The organism is Pedobacter petrophilus (assembly GCF_009674725.1).
Taxonomy (GTDB): Bacteria; Bacteroidota; Bacteroidia; order Sphingobacteriales; family Sphingobacteriaceae; genus Pedobacter; species Pedobacter petrophilus.
In genome coordinates this window covers 23,573-45,493 of sequence record NZ_WKKH01000036.1, presented here as the reverse complement: position 1 = coordinate 45,493, position 21,921 = coordinate 23,573, and the positions used below count along the sequence as shown (strand labels likewise).

The 21,921-nt window shown below is 41.5% G+C and carries 19 protein-coding genes; 4 read left to right on the top strand and 15 right to left on the bottom strand.

The features are described 5' to 3' along the window. Window positions 1-179: 179 nt before the first annotated feature. The 8 genes from moaCB to GJU39_RS18060 all read right to left on the bottom strand — a co-directional run bounded on the left by moaCB (window position 180) and on the right by GJU39_RS18060 (window position 6,852). The gene (gene moaCB, locus GJU39_RS18095) at window positions 180-1,088 is read right to left on the bottom strand and encodes a bifunctional molybdenum cofactor biosynthesis protein MoaC/MoaB (RefSeq protein WP_245228007.1); all 909 of its coding nucleotides are present in this window, start codon (window positions 1,086-1,088) and stop codon (window positions 180-182) included. A gap of 1 nt (window position 1,089) precedes the next feature. Then, entirely contained in the window at window positions 1,090-1,533 is a 444-nt protein-coding gene (locus GJU39_RS18090) for a molybdenum cofactor biosynthesis protein MoaE (RefSeq protein ID WP_154282405.1), read from the bottom strand. Between the two features lies 1 nt (window position 1,534). Then, window positions 1,535-2,641 (bottom strand): ThiF family adenylyltransferase, encoded by a 1,107-nt coding sequence (locus tag GJU39_RS18085; protein ID WP_154282404.1) that lies wholly within the window; start codon window positions 2,639-2,641, stop codon window positions 1,535-1,537. Between the two features lie 4 nt (window positions 2,642-2,645). After that, a complete protein-coding gene (locus GJU39_RS18080; RefSeq protein ID WP_154282403.1) occupies window positions 2,646-2,879 on the bottom strand; it encodes a MoaD/ThiS family protein in 234 nt (77 codons plus the stop codon). A gap of 114 nt (window positions 2,880-2,993) precedes the next feature. Further along, a complete protein-coding gene (locus GJU39_RS18075; RefSeq protein ID WP_154282402.1) occupies window positions 2,994-4,172 on the bottom strand; it encodes a molybdopterin molybdotransferase MoeA in 1,179 nt (392 codons plus the stop codon). Continuing rightward, a complete protein-coding gene (gene moaA, locus GJU39_RS18070; RefSeq protein ID WP_154282401.1) occupies window positions 4,173-5,153 on the bottom strand; it encodes a GTP 3',8-cyclase MoaA in 981 nt (326 codons plus the stop codon). It lies immediately after the preceding gene. Further along, on the bottom strand, window positions 5,153-5,737 hold the full coding sequence (locus GJU39_RS18065) for a nucleotidyltransferase family protein (RefSeq protein ID WP_154282400.1): 585 nt from the start codon (window positions 5,735-5,737) through the stop codon (window positions 5,153-5,155). Before GJU39_RS18065 ends, moaA begins: the two co-directional genes overlap by 1 nt. Then, window positions 5,737-6,852, bottom strand: a complete 1,116-nt coding sequence (locus GJU39_RS18060) for an XdhC family protein (RefSeq protein WP_154282399.1) — start codon at window positions 6,850-6,852, stop codon at window positions 5,737-5,739. Before GJU39_RS18060 ends, GJU39_RS18065 begins: the two co-directional genes overlap by 1 nt. Window positions 6,853-7,080: 228 nt before the next feature. Here GJU39_RS18060 and modA point away from each other — a divergent pair, with 228 nt between their 5' ends. From modA to GJU39_RS18045, 3 genes are read left to right on the top strand one after another with little or no spacing between them, the layout of a single operon-like run. Beyond that, window positions 7,081-7,860 (top strand): molybdate ABC transporter substrate-binding protein, encoded by a 780-nt coding sequence (modA, locus tag GJU39_RS18055; protein ID WP_154282398.1) that lies wholly within the window; start codon window positions 7,081-7,083, stop codon window positions 7,858-7,860. Between the two features lies 1 nt (window position 7,861). Further along, window positions 7,862-8,533, top strand: coding sequence for a molybdate ABC transporter permease subunit (gene modB / locus GJU39_RS18050; protein ID WP_154282397.1), 672 nt, complete (start codon window positions 7,862-7,864; stop codon window positions 8,531-8,533). Continuing rightward, window positions 8,530-9,147: an ATP-binding cassette domain-containing protein gene (locus GJU39_RS18045; RefSeq protein ID WP_154282396.1), complete on the top strand. Its 618-nt coding sequence runs from the start codon at window positions 8,530-8,532 to the stop codon at window positions 9,145-9,147. The genes modB and GJU39_RS18045 overlap by 4 nt, the downstream gene beginning before the upstream one ends. A 109-nt stretch (window positions 9,148-9,256) precedes the next feature. On the opposite strand, the gene GJU39_RS18040 is transcribed toward GJU39_RS18045, so the two are convergent. From GJU39_RS18040 to GJU39_RS18010, 7 genes are all read right to left on the bottom strand, one after another. Beyond that, window positions 9,257-9,955 carry a DUF2490 domain-containing protein gene (locus GJU39_RS18040; protein WP_154282395.1) on the bottom strand — a complete coding sequence of 233 codons (699 nt, stop codon included), beginning with the start codon at window positions 9,953-9,955 and terminating at the stop codon, window positions 9,257-9,259. Window positions 9,956-9,979: 24 nt separating this feature from the next. Next, window positions 9,980-12,217: a xanthine dehydrogenase family protein molybdopterin-binding subunit gene (locus GJU39_RS18035; protein WP_154282394.1), complete on the bottom strand. Its 2,238-nt coding sequence runs from the start codon at window positions 12,215-12,217 to the stop codon at window positions 9,980-9,982. Window positions 12,218-12,237: 20 nt separating this feature from the next. Further along, window positions 12,238-13,257, bottom strand: a complete 1,020-nt coding sequence (locus GJU39_RS18030; RefSeq protein ID WP_154282393.1) for an FAD binding domain-containing protein — start codon at window positions 13,255-13,257, stop codon at window positions 12,238-12,240. Next, complete coding sequence (locus GJU39_RS18025; RefSeq protein WP_245228005.1) at window positions 13,250-13,720, bottom strand: (2Fe-2S)-binding protein; 471 nt, start codon at window positions 13,718-13,720, stop codon at window positions 13,250-13,252. The genes GJU39_RS18030 and GJU39_RS18025 overlap by 8 nt, the downstream gene beginning before the upstream one ends. Before the next feature lie 90 nt (window positions 13,721-13,810). Beyond that, the gene (locus GJU39_RS18020; RefSeq protein WP_245228004.1) at window positions 13,811-16,156 is read right to left on the bottom strand and encodes a mechanosensitive ion channel domain-containing protein; all 2,346 of its coding nucleotides are present in this window, start codon (window positions 16,154-16,156) and stop codon (window positions 13,811-13,813) included. A 63-nt stretch (window positions 16,157-16,219) separates the two neighbouring features. After that, entirely contained in the window at window positions 16,220-17,614 is a 1,395-nt protein-coding gene (locus GJU39_RS18015; protein WP_154282391.1) for a YhjD/YihY/BrkB family envelope integrity protein, read from the bottom strand. Beyond that, window positions 17,586-17,966 (bottom strand): hypothetical protein, encoded by a 381-nt coding sequence (locus tag GJU39_RS18010; protein WP_154282390.1) that lies wholly within the window; start codon window positions 17,964-17,966, stop codon window positions 17,586-17,588. The genes GJU39_RS18015 and GJU39_RS18010 overlap by 29 nt, the downstream gene beginning before the upstream one ends. A gap of 594 nt (window positions 17,967-18,560) precedes the next feature. On the opposite strand from GJU39_RS18010, the gene GJU39_RS18005 reads away from it, so the two are divergent. Continuing rightward, window positions 18,561-21,911 carry a SusC/RagA family TonB-linked outer membrane protein gene (locus GJU39_RS18005; protein WP_245227997.1) on the top strand — a complete coding sequence of 1,117 codons (3,351 nt, stop codon included), beginning with the start codon at window positions 18,561-18,563 and terminating at the stop codon, window positions 21,909-21,911. Window positions 21,912-21,921 lie beyond the last annotated feature (10 nt).

Below are 21,921 nucleotides of genomic sequence, written 5' to 3'. Positions count from 1 at the left end.
TCACTCATAATCTGTATCATAAAGTTAAAAAATCAAATTCTTAATTCCTTAACTGACACAGTTCATTTTACAATCTCTGGAGGACTTATCTTAATGGCCTTAATTTCTTAATGTTTCTAATTTTAAAGATTGTGATAAAAGATCCTGAAACAAGTTCAGGAGGACGTATGAGGGGCAGATTAATGTTTCTGACCCTTATTTACTTTAAAAAGGTGTAAAATTTGTGGGAATAAAGCATCGATATATTCTTCTACACCATTTTTTGATCCTGGAAAAGTTAATACCAGGGTATCACCAATAAAACCTGCGACTCCTCTTGATAACATCGCATAAGGCATTCGTTCTTGTCCATAAGTTCGGGCGGTCTCCATAATGCCCTCAATTTTGCGGTCGATTAAAGGACTTATCGCTTCAGGAGTTACGTCTCTTGGTGAAAGGCCCGTTCCGCCGGTAAAAATAAGAAGACTGATGTTGCTGTTGGAAAGTTCTTTAGCCGTATCCTGGATCGCTTCAACTTCATCTGGTACAACCGTATATTGCGCTGTTTCAATCCCAAATTGTTCCAGCCTGGCGATAATGGCTTTACCCGAATGGTCTTCTGCGGTTTTCCCAAATACAGAATCAGAGCAAACCACTACAGCCGCCTTTAATTCAGGGAATTTAAGGTTTTTGAAGTCAGATTTTCCACCAGACTTTTTAAGCAGGCGAATGTTCTGAATTTCAACTCCTTTATCAATTGGCTTTAGCATATCATACATGGTTAATGCCGAAACAGATGCACCATGCATGGCTTCAACCTCTACACCGGTTTTGTAAATGGTATGCACTTCTACAGAAATGATGATGTTTAATCCTTCAACTTCATAAGTAATCGAAGTGAATTCAATCGGGAGCGGATGGCAGTCCGGAATAACATCACTCGTTTTTTTAACGCCAAATAACCCTGCAGCCCTGGCAAATTCAAAAACATCTCCTTTAGGGATTTTCCGTTGTACCACTGCATCAATGGTTTCCTGTTTAGAAACTTTAACGGTAGCCGTGGCAATCGCAATTCGTAATGAATTTGATTTTTTAGTAATGTTTACCATCTTAAATGTTTTCCTTCCATTGATGCGATTCGTCTTCAAATATTTCTTTTCCCCAAATTGGTAATTCTGCCTTAATGCGTTCCACCAGTTCATTGCAAGCATCTATGGCAGGCTTTCTATGCGCAGAAGAGGTGAATACAAACAGACAAATTTCGCCGGCTTTGATCTTGCCCAAACTGTGGTGCACATGCATACAGCTTAACGGATATTTCTCAAAAATGGCCTCCCGGATCTCATGCATCTTAGCCAGCGCCACTTCCTGGTAAGTGGTATAGTCGATGGCTGCTACGAATTTCCCGTTTATTTCATCGCGCCTTACCTGACCCATAAATATACTGTGACCGCCAATAGCGGTTTTTGTTGAATGCTGAGCAATACTATCTGCTATAAAAGCCGGACTAATTGCGCCATCCATAAAGATGTTTTTTATCTTTTTTTCACTCATGTTATTTTTTTAGAAAGTGATTTCTCCACTTTGAAATGCCGCCTTTTAAGCTGTAAATTTTCTTTGTATTGCCGTATTTTTCCTGCAATAATTCAGCAGCTGCTACACTTCTGATGCCATGCTGACAAAGCAGTACAATGTTTTGGGCTTCGATATTGTTTTGCAGAAAGGCGTCAAATTCAGACATTGGCACTTGCAGGTAAACTTCTTTATCCAGGATCGGGAATTCGTGTTTCTCCCGCACATCGATTACCAAAGCGGCCTCCTGTGTTTGTAAACGCTGCATTTGCGCTACATCTATTTCTTCAAAAACCGATGCCGTGGCGCAAGTTTGATCGTAATTTATCATTAGAAAATCTGCTTTGCTGTTGGGTAAATCATAATTGCCTGCTGGTGAAATATTTAGTTCATATTGCGATTGATTAAGCAAATTATAGTGGAGTAATTTATTAATCAGCGGCTTGCCGGTTCCGGTGATTAGTTTAATCGTCTCGGCCACAGCCATTGTTCCAATAATTCCTGGCAGCACGCCTAAAATGCCGTTTTCGGCACAGTTCAAAACCTCACCATTTTTGGGCGGAATAGGGAAGAGGTCGCGGTAATTTGTAGCAACACCATCTTTATCTTCCACATTAAAAATAGCCAGTTGCCCTTCAAAACCCGATACCGCTGCAAATACCAATGGTTTTTGAAGAAGCGCACAAGCATCATTAATTAAATATCTTGATTCAAAATTATCGGTACCATCTATTATTAAATCATAACTTTCCAGCAAATCAAAAATGTGATGTTGATTCAAACGCAGGCGATGTTCCTGAATTAAAATATCAGGGTTCATTGTTCGGAGTTTCTGTGCCGCTACCTGTACTTTAGGTTTCCCAACGTCGCTGGTATCGAAAAGAATTTGCCGGTGAAGATTTGAGAGTGAAACAATATCATCATCAACCATACCGATTTTGCCAACACCTGCTGCAGCCAGATATTGCAATATGGGGCAGCCTAAACCTCCTGCGCCAATAACCAATACGCGGGCATTGCCAAGTTTTTCCTGTGCCGCTATTCCAAATCCTTTCAAAATCAGCTGCCTGCTGTATCGTTCCTGATCCATTAAATTAACCTCCTGAAAATGGTGGCATAATGGCCACCTGATCGTTTTCTGTAAGTTGCTGATTGGCCTGAATAATATTTTGATTCACCGCCAGCTTATATTTCATTCCTAACAATTGGGGAAAAGATGTTTCTAAATACTGCTGAAGCTGATCGGTATTGTCGATTTCTGAAACTTCAATTTCCTGCCCGGTAATAAATTCAGAAATTTTACCAAAGCTGATGATTTCTAATTTCATATTAATTTAGTTTAAGCATATTTATTTTAACTGATTCTTTAAGAAACCGGCTTAAAATTATTAACATAAGTATCAAATATTCAGTTGCGAATATAAGCTGATAAAACCAATAACTTAGTGTGGGAGCAACGCCACCATTACTGTATCTCCCGCAATAAAATGCTGCTGATCTTCATTTAAGCGAATCAGACAGTTTGATTGGGCAAAAGAACTTAAGCGAAATGATTCCTGCGCATTCAAGGGCGTCACTTTTCCATCGGTATAAATTCCTTTTAAAAAATGGGTGAGTCCGATTGGTTTTTCGTAATCAACTTCAAGTTCTGCTTCAAGTTCTCTGACACTGTTTTCTAGTTTTGAAAGCGATTTTATTGCGGGTAAAACGTAATTGTAATAACAACTTAATACAGAAGATGGATTCCCAGGCAAACCAAAAACAAGTTTTTGATCCTTTGTGCCAAAATATAAGGGCTTGCCTGGTTTTTGCTTTATTTTATGAAACTGCTGGTCAATGCCACATTGTTCAGCGGCAGCAATTACATAATCATAATCGCCCACACTCACGCCTCCCGTAAGCAATACAACATCGCTTTGGTCCAACGCCATATGAAGCATTTCAGTCAACGACTCCAGGTTATCATTTACCCAATGCACCGCTATATCATGAACGCCTTCTAATTTTAAGGCAGCCGAAAGTGAATAAGAATTGGATTCATATACCTGGCCAAATGCCAGCGGTTTCCCCGGTTGCTGTAATTCATTCCCCGTAAGGATGATGCTAACTTTAGGCATTGGAAAAACGGTGACTTCGCAAATGCCAATTCCGGCCAGAAAGCCTAATGCTGCTGGTGTAAGCAAACTTCCTGCCTGCATGGCCAGTACACCGGCTTTTATTTCCGCACCTTTTTCCCTCACATTTAACCCTGGTGTTGCTTTAGGATCTTCAATGGTAATCTGATCAGACGATCGGGAAATCTTCTCCTGCATAATCACGGTGTCTGCACCGTCAGGAAGTGGTGCGCCGGTAAAAATCCTGCTGGTTTCTCCTTTTCTTATGGTTAAAGGCTGACTTGCTCCAGCAGCCATTTCGCCAACCAGTGTATAGGTTTTTAACGACTCCTCATATTTAATTGCATAACCATCCATAGATGATTGTCTGAAAGCCGGAATGTCAAATGTCGCATAGATATCAGCAGCTAAAATATGTCTGGCTGCCTGGTTAAGCGGGATATTTACAGGTTCGAGATGGCTAATGCTATCAGCGATAATTTGTTTGGCCTGCTCTACAGTAATCATCTATCCTCCAATTGTAATCATACTTCTGTTGTTAATCGCTTCGGCATCAAGCTTTTCAAAATGACTGATCAACTGACCACCAAGTTCCTTTTTCTTAGCCCAAATGTTAGCCTTAATGAGCGGTAGCACCTCTTCACCATTTCTCAGCGCAGTAAGCAAATCGGTTTCGCCGTTAGAGAATAAGCAATTTTTAAGTTTTCCATCGGCCGTTAAACGCATCCTGTTGCAAGTGCTGCAGAAAGGTGCTGTCATGGTGCTGATAATAGCGAAAGAGCCTTCATGCCCTGGAATCATAAAATGTTTCGCAGTATCGTGCGGTGCACCTTCCACTGGTAAAACCGTGAAATCTTTTTCAACCTTAGTCAGAATTTCCTGAAGTGAAAACATTTTATTGCTCGTCCATTTATTGCCGCTAAAAGGCATAAACTCTATAAATCTGATCTGAATAGGGTTGTGCTTGGTCCAGTTGATAAAGTCTTTGATCTCGTTATCATTCAGGCCTTTCATTACCACCATGTTAATTTTAACAGTAATTTTTTCCTGAAGCAATAATTCGATATTGCTGCGTACCTGATGGAAAACATCCCGGCGGGTAATGAGCATAAATTTTTCTGGTTGTAGCGTATCCAGGCTAATATTAATGGTTTTTATTCCGGCCTCTTTTAAGGTAGGAAGCATTTCTGCAATCCTGGTTCCATTGGTGGTAATCACCAGTTCCACAGGTAATTTTCCTAATGCAGAAATAATTGCAGCAGCGTCTTTACGTACCAAAGGTTCGCCACCGGTGAGCCTGATTTTTTTCACGCCCTGGTCTACAAAAACTTTGGCAAGCTTAATAATTTCTTCAGTTTGCATTAACCTGGAGGCAGGGGTAAAGTCATATTCCTCCTCCGGCATGCAATAAAAGCAGCGGAAGTTGCAGTTATCGGTTAAGGATATCCTTAAATAATCATGAATTCTTCCAAATGAATCTGCTATCATTAATTGTGTATTAAATTGTGGTAATCGTTTTCGGTATCAATATCAATATTACCCAACGCAAATGCAACTGTTTCCACATCATTATCATGTAATTTTAACATAGATTTTGCGCCGTTATTTCCGGTAAGGGATAAAAGCTGAGGAAAGTACTTTTTATTGAACAACGCCGGGGTACCAGTTGTTTGGGCATAACGGCTTGCAATAATACCTTTTTTTGTGCTGAATTGTTTTTCCTGCAGTTCCAGTAGTACCTTCGCATTGATAAATGGTTGATCGGAAACCGCAATCATAATGTTTTCCAGTTCGGGCGAATGCTTTAATATTTCTGCAAGGCCTGCCGCAATACCGGATGCCATTCCTTCCTGCCAACGCTCGTTGATTATAAATTGAATCTCAGCCGATAGCTTTTCCTGAATCCGATCTGCAAAAGCGCCCAGCACCACCACGATCGGTTTAAATGGAGTTTTTAAGGCAGCATCAATGGTCAACTCGATCAGCGTTTTATCCTTAAATTTCAGCAGCTGTTTTGGCCTGCCCAGCCGGCTGGAATTTCCGGCAGCCAGGATAATGATTCCGGTATTCATTAATTAATCTCGCTTTCATGAACGTGAATAGGCGCATCTTTCTTTTTCAACTGACCTGCAGATGCACCTGATAAAACAGCTTTAATTTCTGTAACAATGGAAATAGCAATTTCTTCTGCCGTTTCGGCGCCAATGTCTAATCCGATTGGTCCATGCACCCGCGACTGATTCCCTTCTGTATTGAGGTTCAGCTCATCCAACATTCTAATCAGCTTCTTTTTCGGGCCTAATGTACCAATGTAAGGTGCGTTTGTAGGCAACAATAGGTCAAGGAGCGCAAGATCATAATTGTAATTATGTGTCATCAAAACGAAAGCTGTATTTTCATCAATTTCCAACTGCGGAAGCAATTGTTCGGGCTTGGTTACTAAAATCTGGTTAGCATTCGGAAACCGCTGGCTATTTGCATGTGTTTGTCTGCCATCGGCGATGATAACATTCCAGCCCAGCAAATCAGCAAAGTTTGCAAGCGGTTGTGCATCATTGCCGGCACCAGCAATAATAAGGGAAACCGGCGGACTGATAAATTCCAGAAACGCGTTTACAGGCTCTTCGTTTATTGAATAATCTAAAAAAGCTGATTTTTTTGTTTCCAGAACCTTTTGAAGGTCGTTACTGAAAAGTGGTAAAAGGTTATTTTCCCCGCTGGTATATTGATCATTCATTCTTAATAAAGCATTCGTGCCGATTTGATTTTTTCCCGCTAAAGAAAACAGTACAGCCAGTGCCGCGTTTTCGCGTTTACCCTGCAATGCTGATAAAATGGCAATCGGATTGGCTGCTGAATCATCGAAGATTGGTTCAAACAAAATATAAACGATCCCGTTGCAACCGAGCTGAACGCCAAATTTTGCATCGTCTTCATCCATAGAATCATAAGTAACCAATTTGTTTTCTTGCTGATGGATGGCACTGAGTGCTTTTCTGAGGGCATCACCTTCCAGGCAACCGCCACTAATGGCACCCGTTAAAATGCCATCTTCAGTGATGAGCATTCTTGCGCCCGGCCTGCGATAAGAAGAACCCTCCACTTTAACTACGGTGGCCAAAGCAGTTTTTTTTCCTTCTTTCCTGGCCTTTTCGTATGCTTTTATAATATCTGCAATCTCTTTCATGGGATAATTTTCGGGTAATGCAAGTTAACCACTATATGTTGAAAATAGTTGCGGCATTGCTATAACTATTAACAATATCAGCGTGGATTGTTTTGATTTTTTTAAGGGTCAGTTTTTTCTGGTTGTTTTTAAGGTGCAAATTGGAAAATCACCCAAACCCGAATGGCTTTTCCTTGTTAATTTAGCTAAATTAGCCCTCTGTTAAATTGTTATAGTAAGTTTTCCTTTATGAGAAAGCCTTTTGGTATTAAGATCTTGATTTTGCTGTGCTGCCTGGTTGCTTACACACCACTTTCGGCGCAGGTACTGCGCGTGGCCGTGGCGGCAAATGCACAGAGCTTAATCAAAAAACTCCAGGCTGACTTCTTTAAAAAGACCGGAATCAAGATGGAAACTATCGTTGGTGCCTCCGGAAAGCTCACTACACAAATTATGAATGGCGCACCTTATGACGTATTTTTGTCTGCAGATATGGCGTTTCCTGATCAATTATTTGCAAAGGGCTTTGGCTTACAAAAGCCAAAAATTTATGCTTTAGGCAGCCTTATCATTTGTGGAAATGCAAAAGTAAATCTGAAAAACTGGCAAAATGCATTGCTTGATGCAAAAGCGGGCAGGCTTGCAATTGCCAATCCGAAAACAGCACCTTATGGCAAAGCCGCCGAAGAAGCTTTAGCCTTTTACAATTTAAAGGATAAGGTAGCCTCAAAACTGGTTTATGGGGAGAGCATTTCGCAGGTAAATACTTACCTTCAAACTGGTGCTGTTGGTTTAGGCTTTACTACAGAATCTTTTTTATACGAAAATATAGATCATTCTAAACTTAAATGGGCGAGGATAGACCCTGAAAGTTATCAGGTGATTGAGCAGGGTGCAATTTTGTTAACCTATGCAAAGAAAGGATTGCTAAAGGAAGCGACAAAGTTTTACGAATATCTTTCATCGGCATCAGCACAAAATATTATCCGTAAAACTGGCTATCATTTACCTGTAGTGAAGAAAAGTTAAGATGGATTTTGAACCGATTTTTCTAAGCCTTAAGCTCGCCCTGATTACCACAGCCATACTTTTAGTACTCGGAATTCCCGTTGCTTACTGGCTTTCGGGAAAGAGCACCATGCCAAAAATACTGGTTGAGGCACTGATCACCATGCCGTTGGTGTTGCCACCCTCCGTGTTGGGTTTTTACCTGCTCCTGGCTTTTAGTCCGAACAATGGCTTTGGGAAGTGGCTCCACGATCACCTTAATCTTCAGTTGGTTTTTTCTTTCGAGGGATTAGTATTGGCCTCAATTATTTACAGTCTGCCATTTATGATCAGTCCGGTAAAATCGGCCTTTGGTCATCTGCCCGGAAACCTTGCACAGGCTTCATACACCATGGGCAAAACCCGCTGGCAAACCTTGATTCATATTTTGCTGCCCAATATTAAGGCATCCATATACACTGCCGCGGTTTTAACCTTTGCACATACACTTGGCGAATTTGGAGTAGTATTGATGATTGGCGGAAATATTCCCGGTGTAACAAAAGTAGCCTCGATTGCCATTTACGATTCCGTAGAAACTATGGATTATACGAGCGCTAATCACTATGCGTTGATGCTGTTCGCAATTACTTTCGTCATTGTACTTGCTGTTTTCATCTTTAATAAGAAAGCCGTTAAAAATCCCTTTGAATGATTGAAATAAACATCACCAAGCGTATTAAAACGTATAAAGGCTGGGAGGATTTAAACATCAATACCCAATTCGAAACCGGAAAAATTACCCGGATTACTGGTCCGTCTGGTGTGGGGAAAACCACCTTATTGAAAATTTTAGCAGGATTGGTGACGCCCAATCAGGGCGTAATTAAGTTTAACGGTGAACTTTGGTTTGATGCCAAAACAAAATTTTCAAGACGAATCCAGGAGCGGAATGTTGGTTTTGTGTTTCAGGATTATGCGCTGTTTCCAAACATGACGGTTGAAGAACATTTGAAATACGGAACGAAAGATATTGCTTACATTGATCAGTTGCTGGCAATCGGCGCAATGGAAAGTTTTCGTCAGCATTTGCCAGGCAAGCTTTCCGGCGGACAGCAGCAACGGCTTGCTATTTTACGCGCTTTATCTACAAAACCCGCTTTGCTGTTAATGGACGAATCTTTTTCTGCGCTGGATAAAAAGCTGAAAAGCAACTTGCTAGCGCAACTTATGGCATTGTTTGCTGCCCAGGGCATAACGGTTTTACTGGTGACTCATAATGAAGGAGAATTGGAAGGAGAATCTGGTGTATATAATATGGAGGAATAGGTGGCCTACCCAACTGTCAGCGCCTTTTCCCCTGAGGGGAAAAGGCGTGGAATAAAGATTTTAATTTCTTTTAACTATTGCAGTTCTGAAATAGGTGAGTTCCCTAATGTCAAAAACTCGTTGTAATCATTAATTGCCAGACATTCGTTTTAGCATAACCCTCTTCTTCCTTTTGCGACCAAAACATATAACCAAACGCTGTATCAATTTTCTTGCTCCAGCGGTAACCTACTGATGCCAGGGAGCGGTTCTGATCGAACATATGCCCGTTCACTTTATCTTTATTTTGAACCGTGAGGAAGAGTTCATTTTGAACACCTGCATAAAGGCCCTTACTGAAATCGGCATTCGCGGCGATTGGAATTTGTGCCGCTATGAACGCACGCGCACGCTGAGAGAAATCTGTGCGATTTTCCTGGTTAATAAAACGTTGTTCTAAACGAAATCTCAAAGTCCATTCTGTACGTTTGGTGTTGAAATCAAAGAGATATTGCTGGTAAATCCGATTCTCCGGCGTAAAAACCTTCATTTGCATTTCATCCGCTTCCCATTTTCCAAGAAAGGTATAACCCAGCGCAACCGCATGTTTTTTATTGATGTTATAATTTAAAGCAGTACGGAAAAGCAATGCCGACAAATCATTTAACTGATCGGACGACCGAAACTGCAAGTCTGCTAAGACATCGAATTTTTTATTAATTTGCTGCGTGTGAGAGATAAACAGCCATCCGGAATTTTCGGTCTGAGCGGCTGTATTAAAGGCAATTGTGCATAGGATTGCTATGGCCCATAGTTTTCTGATAATCATTGTTTTTAATGGCACGTTAGCAACTTAGATTAACTCGTTAAAATGAATCGGCAACTTGTAAATGCGCTTGCCTGTAGCGTGAAATATGGCATTCGAAATTGCTGCCGGCATGCCTACAAGACCAATTTCGCCCACACCTTTTACGCCAAGTTCATTAATTAACTCGTCAGGTTCATCGGCAAAAATAACTTCAAGTTGTTTAATATCGGCATGAACAGGCAGATGATACTCACCCAAATTGCTGTTCATATACTTTCCAAGGTTTGGATCCATAATCGTTTCCTCGTGTAGCGCCTTGCTGATTCCCCAAACCATTGAGCCGTAAACCTGGCTTTTGGCAGTTTTCGGATTGATAATTTTTCCAGCAGCCACCGCCGTTACCGCCCTGGTTACCGTAACTACACCAAGATCTTTATCAACCTCTACCTCAACAAAAGATGCACTATGGGTAGCCAGGCTGTAGTTTTTCAGTTTCAGCATATGTGGTTTTCCCATGTTGGTGGTCTTAATTGTTTTCCCTTTATTAAAAGCAATCAGTTCTTTAAACGTAACCAAAGTATTTGGATCGCTATTGAGAAAGATGGTTCCATTTTGAAAAGTGACCTGATCATCTTCCGCTTTCTTAAACGGTGAATCAGTCATTTCTTTGGCTTTTTTTAATAACTTTTTGCGCAGTTCTTTTGCGGCTACTACAATGGCAACACCTGTTGAAGAAGTCATTGCCGAACCGCCCTGAAACATGGAGAAAGGCTTTTTGCTGTCGCCATATTGAAAATCGACATCCTCCATGTTTAGTCCAAGCTGATCAGCTGCAATTTGTGTCATAACGGTTAAGGTTCCTGTGCCAATATCTGTCACGGCATTATTCAGCACCATTTTTCCATCGGCATTAATCATGGCTTCCACACGTGAGGGAAATTGAAGGGAATCCCAAATTCCGGTTGCCATTCCATAACCGACCAGTTTGTTGCCGCGCTCCATACTTCTTGGTTCTGGCTTTCGCTTATCCCAGCCAAACTTTTCTGCTGCTTCCAGGTAACAAGCCCTTAAGGCTTTGCTGGTATAGGGTTTTTTAGCTGACGGATCCATTTCAGAATAGTTGATTAATCTCAGTTCAAGCGGATCGATCTTCAATTGATAAGCCAGCTCATCCATGGTACACTCAATCGCATGCAGGGCTGTACTGCCGCCGGGCGCCCGCATATCTAACGGTGTGTGTACATCCAGCGGAACCAATTCCTGTTCAAACAAGGTGTTGGGAGCAGGGTAAAGCCTGTGGCTCCATGATGCAATCGGCTCGAAATAGTCTTCAAAAGAAGATGTTTCACTTTTCGAGGAGTGATTTAACCCCGTTAGTTTACCATTAATATCTGCTGAAAAGCGCAGGTTTTGAATTGTTGGCGGACGGTGGGCAAAAGAAAACATCTGCTTCCTTTCCAAAACTAGTTTAACATTCCGTTTGAGGTGAAGTGCCGCCATTACACATAGAAATAACTGGTACTGCGGTCGAAGACCGGAACCAAATCCTCCACCTACAAAAGGTGCCAAAACCCTTACATTTTTATATTTAAGTCCGAAGATATTAGCAACATAAAGTTGATTATTAATCGTTCCCTGGGTTTTATCGTAAATCGTCAGTTTCCCATCGCCCTGGTAGATGGTTGTGGTGGCAAAAAGTTCGAGCGGATTGTGGTGCTCTGTGCCGTGGCTATAAGTAGTTTCTACTTTAGCTGCCGCACTTTCATATGCCTTTTCAAAATTGCCGGTGGGTGGGGGCGGAGGTGGTTTTAATGCGGTAGCAAAACCTTTTTTTGCTGTTCTTGCTAAACCAAGGTTATCTTTCAGACAGGTTTTAAAAGGCTCTTCTTTATATTGAAAGGTAACCTGCGTAGCCGCAAACCGGGCCATTTCAAAGCTTTCGGCAACTACCAGCGCAATTGGCTGACCATTATAAAGAATGTTTTCATCGTAAAAAGGTTTGAAAACAGTTCCCGGAGGCGCGTCCATATCGGCATATTGCACATCGAACCACGCCAGTTTTGTTCTGTTTTCATGAGAAAGTACCTCAATTACGCCTGGTAAAGCAAGCGCTTTGCTGGTATCGATACTCAGAATTTTTCCTTTGGTGATTGTGCTGTTTACAACATAGGCATAAAGTAAATTATTAACCTCGTATTCAGCGGCATATTTTGCAGTACCTGTTACCTTTTGTTTTCCTTCCAAACGGCTAATGGGTTGGCCTACATTTATATTTTTGTCCATTTTCATGTGTTTCGTAGTAATTATGCAGATGGAAGTGCTCCTGGTAACTGACTTTCTGGATTTAGCGCCATTAAGCCATTTCTAATAATTGCTTTTTTTGCGAGTTGAATTTTGAAATCATTTGATCCAAACCCCTTTGCGCCTCTTAAAATCAGATCGGCTGCTGCTGCGAAATTTTCTGCCGTTGCCTCTTTATCTTTCAGAAACGCTTCTGCTTCAATACTGCGCCATGGTTTATGTGAAACACCGCCAAGCGCAATTCTTGCAGATTCGATAACATTTCCATTCAGTTTAAAGGCGGTAGCAACCGATACTAAGGCAAAGGCATAAGAATGGCGGTCGCGGAGTTTTAGGTAAGAATAGTGTTCAGAAAAACCTTCTTCCGGTAAATCAATAGAAGTGATAATTTCTCCTTTTCCCAGCGTATTATCTATATCCGGGCGATCGCCTGGCAGGCGGTGAAAATCCTCAAAAGGAATACTGCGGTCGCCGTTTGGTCCGCTTACATTAACCACGGCTTCTAAAGCAGCTAGCGCAATGCACATATCCGATGGGAAAACGGCAATACATTCTTCACTGGTTCCTAAAATGGCGTGAATCCTATTGTATCCTTCTTTGGCGGGGCAGCCAGAGCCAGGTTCCCGCTTGTTGCAAGGCACATCTGCATCATAAAAATAATAACAACGGGTGCGCTGCAACAGGTTGCCGCCATTGCTGGCCATGTTTCTGATCTGTGCAGAAGCTCCTGCCAGAATAGCTTTTGACAGTAATGGATATCTTCCTTCTATTATTGGATGATAGGCCGTGTCTGCATTCCTTGCAGCTGCACCTAAGCGAACTTTCTTGTCTTTCAGCGTTGTAATCTCTGCGTTTTCATTCAGGTGATTAATATCGATTAGACCGGAAGGATGGGTGAGGTCGTATTTCCAAAGGTCGATGAGGTTAGTTCCTCCGGCTACGAATGCAGCATCAGGAGTATTGTTAATTAACTCGATCGCATTTTTAGTATTGCCAGCTTGTTTATATTCGAAATTATTCATGAGTGCCTCCGTCTTTTACCTCCATAATGGCATCGATAATTCCAACATTCGCGCCACAGCGACAAAGATTTCCACTCATTAATTCCTGCACTTCTTCTCGCGTGTGGGCATGGCCTTCCTGAAGCATCCCCACGGCACTGCAGATCTGGCCAGGGGTGCAATAGCCACATTGAAAAGCATCGTGGTCTATAAAAGCTTGTTGAATCGGGTGAAGTTCATCACCTCCGGCAATACCTTCAATGGTGGTGATTTCCGAATCATTTTTCATCACCGCAAGGGTTAAACAACTTAAGATTCTTTTACCATCACAAATAACGGTACACGCACCGCATTGTCCATGATCGCAACCTTTTTTCGTACCTGTCAGCTTCAGGTGTTCCCGTAAAGCATCAAGCAGAGAAACCCACGGAAGCAGGTTCAGTTCATAACGCTGCTGATTAACGTTTAGTGTCGTTTTTGTCATTGTAGATATGTTTTGTAGTTCGGAAACCCGCATTCATACAACTACCTACATAAAAAAAGGTTTGGTGGCAAAGTAAATTGGTTACCACTACTACATAATTTTCACCTCGGCATCTTTAAGTTTTTTAACCAGTTGTTGTAAGAACTGGCTTTTAAATTCAGCTTCTACGTAAATATTATTAATCCATAATAATACCTTAATCTCCAGACTATCAGCAGTAATATTGTTCAGCAATACTTCCGGAGGCAATTTTTTAACGGTATTATCTGCCTCATTTAACATGTCTGTGATTAATTTTCCGATGGCTTCAAAATCGCTGTCTGCACTAACCTTAAAAATGAGTTCGGTTTTAATAAAATCATTGTTAAGGGTCCAGTTTACTAACCTGCCGGATAATAAGTCGCCATTTGGAATAATCACTTCAGAACCTTGAGGCGTAAGGAGTTTACTGGAGCGAATGCCAATATCCCGCACTTTTCCTTTTTTATCGGCAAGTTCTACATAGTCTCCGATACGGAATGGTTTTTCAAAAATGAGAATAATCCCTGAAACGAAATTGTTTACGATATTCTGCATCCCTAAACCAATACCTACACCGAAAGCACCCAATACCACTGTTAATTTATCCATTGGTAAACCAGATGCCATTACGGCGAGCAACACACCTGCAACGATAATTACTAAACGTATCAGGGCCACTTTTGATCCTTTATGGCCGCTATCTTCGTTAAAGGTGATGCGTTCTTCGCCAAATAATAACGGAACGTGTTTTTGCAGTTTATTCGCGATGTAAACAATGGTTACAAAAAAGAGAATGTTGCCAAAGCTGAAATGAATGCTGCCGAAAACCCTCGGTTTAGATAGCACTTCGCTAATCCAACCCCACAAGCCGCCAATTAGACTCAGGTTAATGAGCAGCACCATTACCCATAATAAAACACAAAGAACAGAGAGACCTTTTTTAAATTTCTCTTTCGTTTTATTGTGATTGATTCTGGAAAAAATGCCTTTATTGACAGAACTGATTTTCATTTGCAGATCAAGCGCATCGAGCATAATTTGCATAAATACACTTAAACCAACCAGCTGAATAAGTCCGATTACGCCTGTAACACTGGTTACTTTAGCCATATCAACTCTTCCAAAAATGTTAAATAACACTGCAAGCCCATTCATTAAAATGAGTACGACCAGCACCGCTTTAACATATCTCTTCGAAAATTCTTTGAAGGTTACGGTATTGAAAAGCTGAATGCCAATCCAGATGAAGAAAATATTTATGCCGATTAATACCAGTCGAAGGGGAATGGCATCATCTACGCCCGCATTTCCAATAATCAACAGCGTATACAGCGCAATCAGCAGCATCCAGAACTGAAGTTGTTTTTTTTCTAAAATGTTCCAGAGGTGAACTGTCATTACGATTAACAATAAAAACTGGATCAATTCGATGTATAGGGAAGGGGCATCTGGCTCAAATAGCGGCGTAATGTTAAGCAATACAATCAGGGTAGAAAAAACCGGAAGTGGTTTAAGGTATTCGAATTTAAGTTCGCCCAGTTGTCGCCTGACCAAAGCGCGTTTTGAGTTTTTGAAATTCCGGCGAACCCAAACAAAAAATACAATCGAAAGTAATATCGCCAGGAAACGGTTATCCCAGGTAGAATGAATAAAGTATTTAAGAATCTGCTGCTGGCCCTGGTAAGAAGCCGACATGAGATTGCCCGTGGTTTGACTTGCCGGGTTTCGCAGTGGTGCCACCCAAAGGTATGCGTTGCGTTTGCTTAGGGCCAGTTTACCGGAAAGCTCCAGTCGTTCTGCGGTTTGTGCACGTAAATCGTTCACTATAACATTCAATGCAGATGTGCTGGCTAAGAGTATGTTAACCTGCTTAAGATTTTCGCCTGTTAGCTTTCCTGCCTCCTGCAAACGGGTTTTGAGTTCAGAAATCTGAGGTTGATATAATTTATTTCCTTCCTGACCTTTTTTATCATTTCTAAGCAGCGTATCATTGCTTATACTCACCACCTGATCAGACATTTCCTGAAGGGTGTTGCTATTCTGCACCAGTATTGCTGTAATGCTTTTCAACTTTGTATCGGCATCCCGCAGGATCAGATCGAAGCTCAATAAATTTTTCGTATCCAGTTCATCCTTTGCCTTAAAAGCTTTTTCCAGAGGATTTACATTTTCTTTTACCGCATCAATTTGCCTTTTAATTCCCTCAATGTCGTATCCCTTTTTATTGGCCGCATTTATTTCTGTAATGGCAGATTGTGCAGTCTGAATCCTGAAAAGCAAGGTATCTGGAATGGTTTTGGCCGAATCAACCGGTTTAATTTCCGTATGCTGCCCATGGGAGCGGAAACTTGCCAACACAAGCAAAGAGAGCATCAGACAAAAGACCAGATATTTTATTCTCACTGCAAATTTCATAGGCTACATACTGGTTTTGATTCAAATAGCTGGCTAAAAGAGCCAGCTATTGTACTATAGTTTTTATTGGTTTTGGGTTTGTTGCAGTGAACTATTTTCCTGCTCCATTTCAACTTCCTTGATGCCAACAGCATAATGGTTAGGTCTGATTTCTGATCCGTAAGCCAGGGCATAAGATTTGGTAAACTCAGCACCAAAATAAAGTATAATGGAAGAATAGTAAGTCCATAATAACAAAATGACCAAAGAACCCGCTGCACCATAAGTTCCGCCGGCATCGGTTTTTGAGATGTAGAAAGAAATGCCGAATTTACCAATGATAAATAGGATTCCGGTTACTGCAGCTCCGGACACTACATCTCTCCACTTGATATTGGCATCTGGTAAAACTTTGAAAATCACACCGAAAATGGCGGTAATTACGCCAAAAGTGATCACCAGGTTAAGGATGTAAAATACGATAACAGACACATCACTAAATTTTGCCTGTAACCTGGTGTTAAATCCATCTAAAACAGCAGTAACTGCCAGCGAAACCACCAGTAAGAAACCCAGACTCACAATCACGGAGAAAGATAAAAACCTGTTTTGTAACATTTTTAGCCAGCCCCTTTTTGGTTTCGGCTTAATGCCCCAGATGGTATTAATCGAATCCTGAATGTCGGCAAAAATACTTGTTGCACCCACCAACAGCGTTACCAACCCGATAATAAAGGCAATTGTACCTTTATCGCCAATGGCCGCACTACTGATTAAACTTTGAAGTTGAAGGGCAGTATCATTGCCTAAAAAATCTTTCAACTGTTCAAAGACTTTCCCCTGTGCTGCTTCCTTTTCATAAAATATACTGCAAAGGGAAATGATAACGACTAACAATGGTCCCATTGAAAATACCGTGTAGTAAGCCAGAGACCCACTCAGTTTGGTAATTTTGTGATCAGCAAATCCATCAAAAGCTGATTTCAGAACTGCAAAAATCCCTTTAAAGCTTAATTTTATTTTTTCTTCTGCCTCGGGCTCAGGCTTTTCATCAGGCGCTGAATTTTCTGGTTCCCGGGATGGCATTGCTATCTTCCCCCGAGGTTGATCTACTGGTGCATGGAGAATAGGTGCAGTGTTAACAGGGCTTTTTTTAAGCGCCTTTTTAACGGTCAGGCTGGCTGCTGTAGACAAAATCATTCGCTTAAAGAATCCACTTTTGCGGAGAATTGTTGCATTGAGGATTTTGGAGGTCATCCTGGGTAAAAACTTCTGTCGTAAGTCGTCTGCCGTATCAAGGTCGCTTTGCCAGGGTAAGTTCGTAATGCTATCCTTAATCGGTTTTAGATCGAAAGATTTTATTTTTTTTACTGACTCCTGCAGGCGTTCGTCACTTTGCTTAATCTGGGTTTCTATATCCTCGCGCCGCTCATCGAAAGCAACAATATCATTAATGTTCTTGTTCTTTTTTGTCTCCATTGTTCTGTATCGATAAGAATTTTCGGATGGTAAAATTAATCAGCCCGGGCTCAATCAAGCTGGTTTTTGTCATGCTTACGCCTATTGCTACCAGGATATAAAACAAAGTGAGGCCCCCGAATCCCAGTGCGAAACTGTGAAACAGATCAGAAAAGAAGAAACCGAGCGTAACCGTTCCGAAAAGGAAGGCCAATGTGGCACAAATTAAAGTGAAGGTATTGGTAATCAAGTTTGCGCTAAGCTTGGCAACATGGTGCACTGCGTCTAATTTTAGTACCTCCAACCGGAGGGTTGCGTTTTTCTTTACTTCCTCAAAAATGATTTCGGCTTCCCGTATTTTATCTTCAAACATAGGCTATTCATTTGGAATGCAGTATTTTAACCTTCAGCACTGCTGCATTAAGTCTTGACTAACGAAGCAGGCAGATTATATTTACTGCTGATATAGCAACCGCTGTCATCTTTACATTGTTTTATTTTTATCGAATTAATGAACATTCACGGTTAATTAAAGTCAGAATGAAGCAGTTAAGAAAGCTTAATTTTTTTTAAAAAAGACTACTAAATATATAGACTTAATGTATATTTGACACTAACTATTCAGGTTGGAGAAAAATAAACAATAAAGCGATCAGCTATTAAAGGTGTTTTACAGACTAATACGCCAAATGTAGGTGGCATAAGCTAGAAAGGAGGAAGAAGACAAACAATAATTACTAAAATAAAAAAGGAAAATGCATTGCTGCATTCTCCCTGATTAAGACCATAAACCGGAGTTCAATTGGCGTTGCATCCGGTCAAGCTATTCAATAATCATGTTAAATCTATGAAATCTGTATGGAAATCGCTAATTGTAGCACATCCTTTTGCAATTTTATGATTAACACAAACCTAATTAATTATGAAAATAAGCGGAAAGTCCTGGAAGGACTCTCATAGCTCCCTTTTGCCCAAAAGTTTTTTGCTTACCGGATTTACAGGAATCATCCTGATGTCTTCAGTCTTTCAGGCTTCTGCGAAGAAAAGCGGCAAAGCATTAAAAATGAACCCTATTTCTTCTTTACGTAGTCTTACCGCTATACATTTCGGTACAATTGACCCGATGGCAAATGCAGTGGTAGCCGCGGGTTTTATCCCCCTGATATCAAACAAAACAACTGTTAAAGGAAAGGTTACTGATGAAAAAAATCAGCCGCTTCCGGGTGTGAGTATTAGGGTTAAAGGAAATAAACAAGCTGTTTCTACTAATAATGACGGAGCGTTTCAGCTCATTACCGATGAAGAACAACCAACTTTAATCTTCACCTTTATCGGTTACAAAACACAGGAAGTTTTATATAAAGGTCAGCCACTGGCAATTAAACTCGATCCGGAGCAAGGCAAACTTGATGAGGTCATTGTAGTGGGTTACGGAACTCAAAAAAGAAGCGATGTTTTAGGAGCCGTGGCAACATTTAATGCGAAAGGTATAGAAGAAAAACCAATTGCCAGGGTTGAGCAGGCACTAATCGGGCAGATGGCAGGCGTGCAGGTACGGCAGCAAAGCGGTTTACCCGGCGCTGGTTTAAGCATTCAGGTTCGCGGCGCCGGATCAATCACTGCCGGCAATGAACCACTTTACGTATTAGATGGATTTCCTTTGGATGTGGCCAGTCAAAATTCAGCCGGCAGCATTTCAAATAGTCCGTTGGATAACTTAAACCCTAATGATATTGAGAGTGTTCAGGTATTAAAAGATGCCGCTGCCGGGGCAATTTATGGATCCCGTGCGGCAAATGGTGTAGTGATTATTACGACTAAGAAAGGAATAGCCGGCAAAGCCCGGATTAGTGTGAATGCCAATGCCGGAATAAGTTCTGTATCAAGAAAAGTAGACGTTTTAAGTGCTGAAGAATGGATTGCCCAGGCCACAGCGCTGGCTGATAATGCCTGGATAGCTTCAGGCCCTGGCCGTACCGCCGGGCAAACCAATACAGAAAAGGCCGTAATTCTTGGTTTGCCGGCAGGAACCATCAACACGGCAATGATGACAGATCCAAGGTGGGCACAACCAGGCCATCCCGGTTTGGATTACGTAGACTGGCAAGACGCCGTGTTTAGAAATGCACCTTATCAAAACTATGAGGTTTCTGCCAGTGGCGGATCAGAAAACGTAAACTATTTCATCTCGGCAAATTACCTCGATCAAAACGGAACACTGATTAATTCCAATTTTAAGAATTATGGATTAAGGGCCAATATTGAAGCCAATGCCAGCAAGAAATTGAAGTTCGGTCTTAATCTGGCACCTTCCTATTCCATCAATAATGCGCCGCCGGTAGAGGGAAAAGATAACCAATTGATGACTGCCCTGACCATGGTTCCGGTGGTAGAAAGTTCTGCCGGGCTAAATACCGGCGCATATGGCAACAATGTTTATACCTGGTCCAGTCCAAGATCCATCAGCCCTTATGCTTACATAGAAACGGCAATAAACAAGATCAAAACCTCTCGATTGCTGGCCTCCGTATATGGAGATTATCAAATTGTGAAAGGTCTTTCCCTGCGGTCTACCGTAAACTATGATAATATCGATCGGAATACTTCACAATATACTTCAGATCAGGTTTTGCTTGGGGTGGCTTCCTCATTACTCACCAATCCCGGGCTTTATTCTACAGGTGCTTATATCGTTAATAAAAAGCAAAATTTCCTTAATGAGAATACCCTGAACTACACCAGTACAATCGCCGGCGTTCATAAAATTTCTGCAATTGCCGGTGTATCTTACAATATTGTGCATTCGGAAGGGGTGAGGCTGGCAACTGCCGGAGGTTTTGCCAATAACATTATAAAGACCTTAAGTAATGCCATTGCAAATGCGGCCGGAGTAACCACAACGGGTACGTCTACCGCTTCGAATAATACTTTATTTTCTTATTATAGCCGTTTACAATATGCATTTAAGGATAAGTATCTCTTCTCCGGAACAATCAGACGGGATGCTTCTTCAAAATTCGGAGCAAAAAACCGTTGGGGAACTTTCCCTTCCTTATCTGCCGGATGGAAAATTTCGGAAGAATCTTTCCTTAAGGATGTGAAAGCCATCAGCGATTTAAAATTGAGATTAAGCTGGGGCAAATCCGGTAATAACAACATTGGTGATTATAACGCGATCAGTACTTTAGTAAATTCGAACTATGTTTTTGGTGGAAATATCCCAACTACCGCTACGGGGCAAGTGGTTTCCGGCCTCGCCAATAAAGCGCTGAAATGGGAAACATCAGACACTTACGATCTTGGATTAGACCTCGGTTTGTTCGGAAACCGCATTAATTTCACTTTTGATGCTTACCATAAAAAAAACACCGATCTCTTGCTGAATTTGCCCGTGTTATCTGCCAGCGGTTTTAGCAGCAGTCTTCAAAATATTGGCGCGGTGGTAAACAGGGGTTTAGAGTTTGGCTTAGCTTCAACAAATATAAGAACCACAGATTTTTCGTGGACAATGAATGCCAACATTGCTTTCAACAGCAACAAGGTAACAGATCTTGGGCCGAGCCATGCCGATATTGAAGTTGCTTCTGCGTATAGCGGAAGTAATGCGCCATATTTATTGAGGGAAGGCCTTCCTGCCTTCAGCTATTACATTACGAAAACGGATGGGATTTTAACTGCGGCAGATATCGCTAACCCTGCCGTAGCAAAAGTTTCCGGACAAAGGGAAGGCGATGCAAAATACCTTGATGCCAATGGCGATGGAAGAATCAGTGCTGCCGATCGCGTGGTAGCCGGGCAGGCAAATCCAAAATATACCTGGGGCTGGACTAATACTTTTAAATACAAAGATTTCGATCTGGGAATTCAACTATATGGTCAGCATGGGGGTTCAATCTTATCTTACCTCGGCCGTGCCATAGATTTCTCCGGGAGTACTACTGCCAATGTACTTGGGGTATGGCGGGACCGGTGGTCGCCTGCAAACCCAGATCCAGATGCACCCAGGGGCAGGTTGGCAGCCAATTATACCTATCCTAACGTAACTTCTGATTGGGTTTATTCGAGCGATTTCTTCCGTGTTCAAAATATTACGCTGGGTTATAACCTGAAACACGTTTTTAAAACCCGGGCCATTTCATCGGCCAGAATATTTGCGGCCTTAGAAAATTATTTTTCACATGATGAATACACAGGAGGTGCAAATCCGGAGGCGCAAAACACCAACGTAAGTGGGAATAGCAGTTACGCAGTATCCGGAGATTATGGTTCGATGCCGCTTAGTAAAACGGCTTCGATTGGTTTAAACATTGGCTTTTAGCATAAAATAA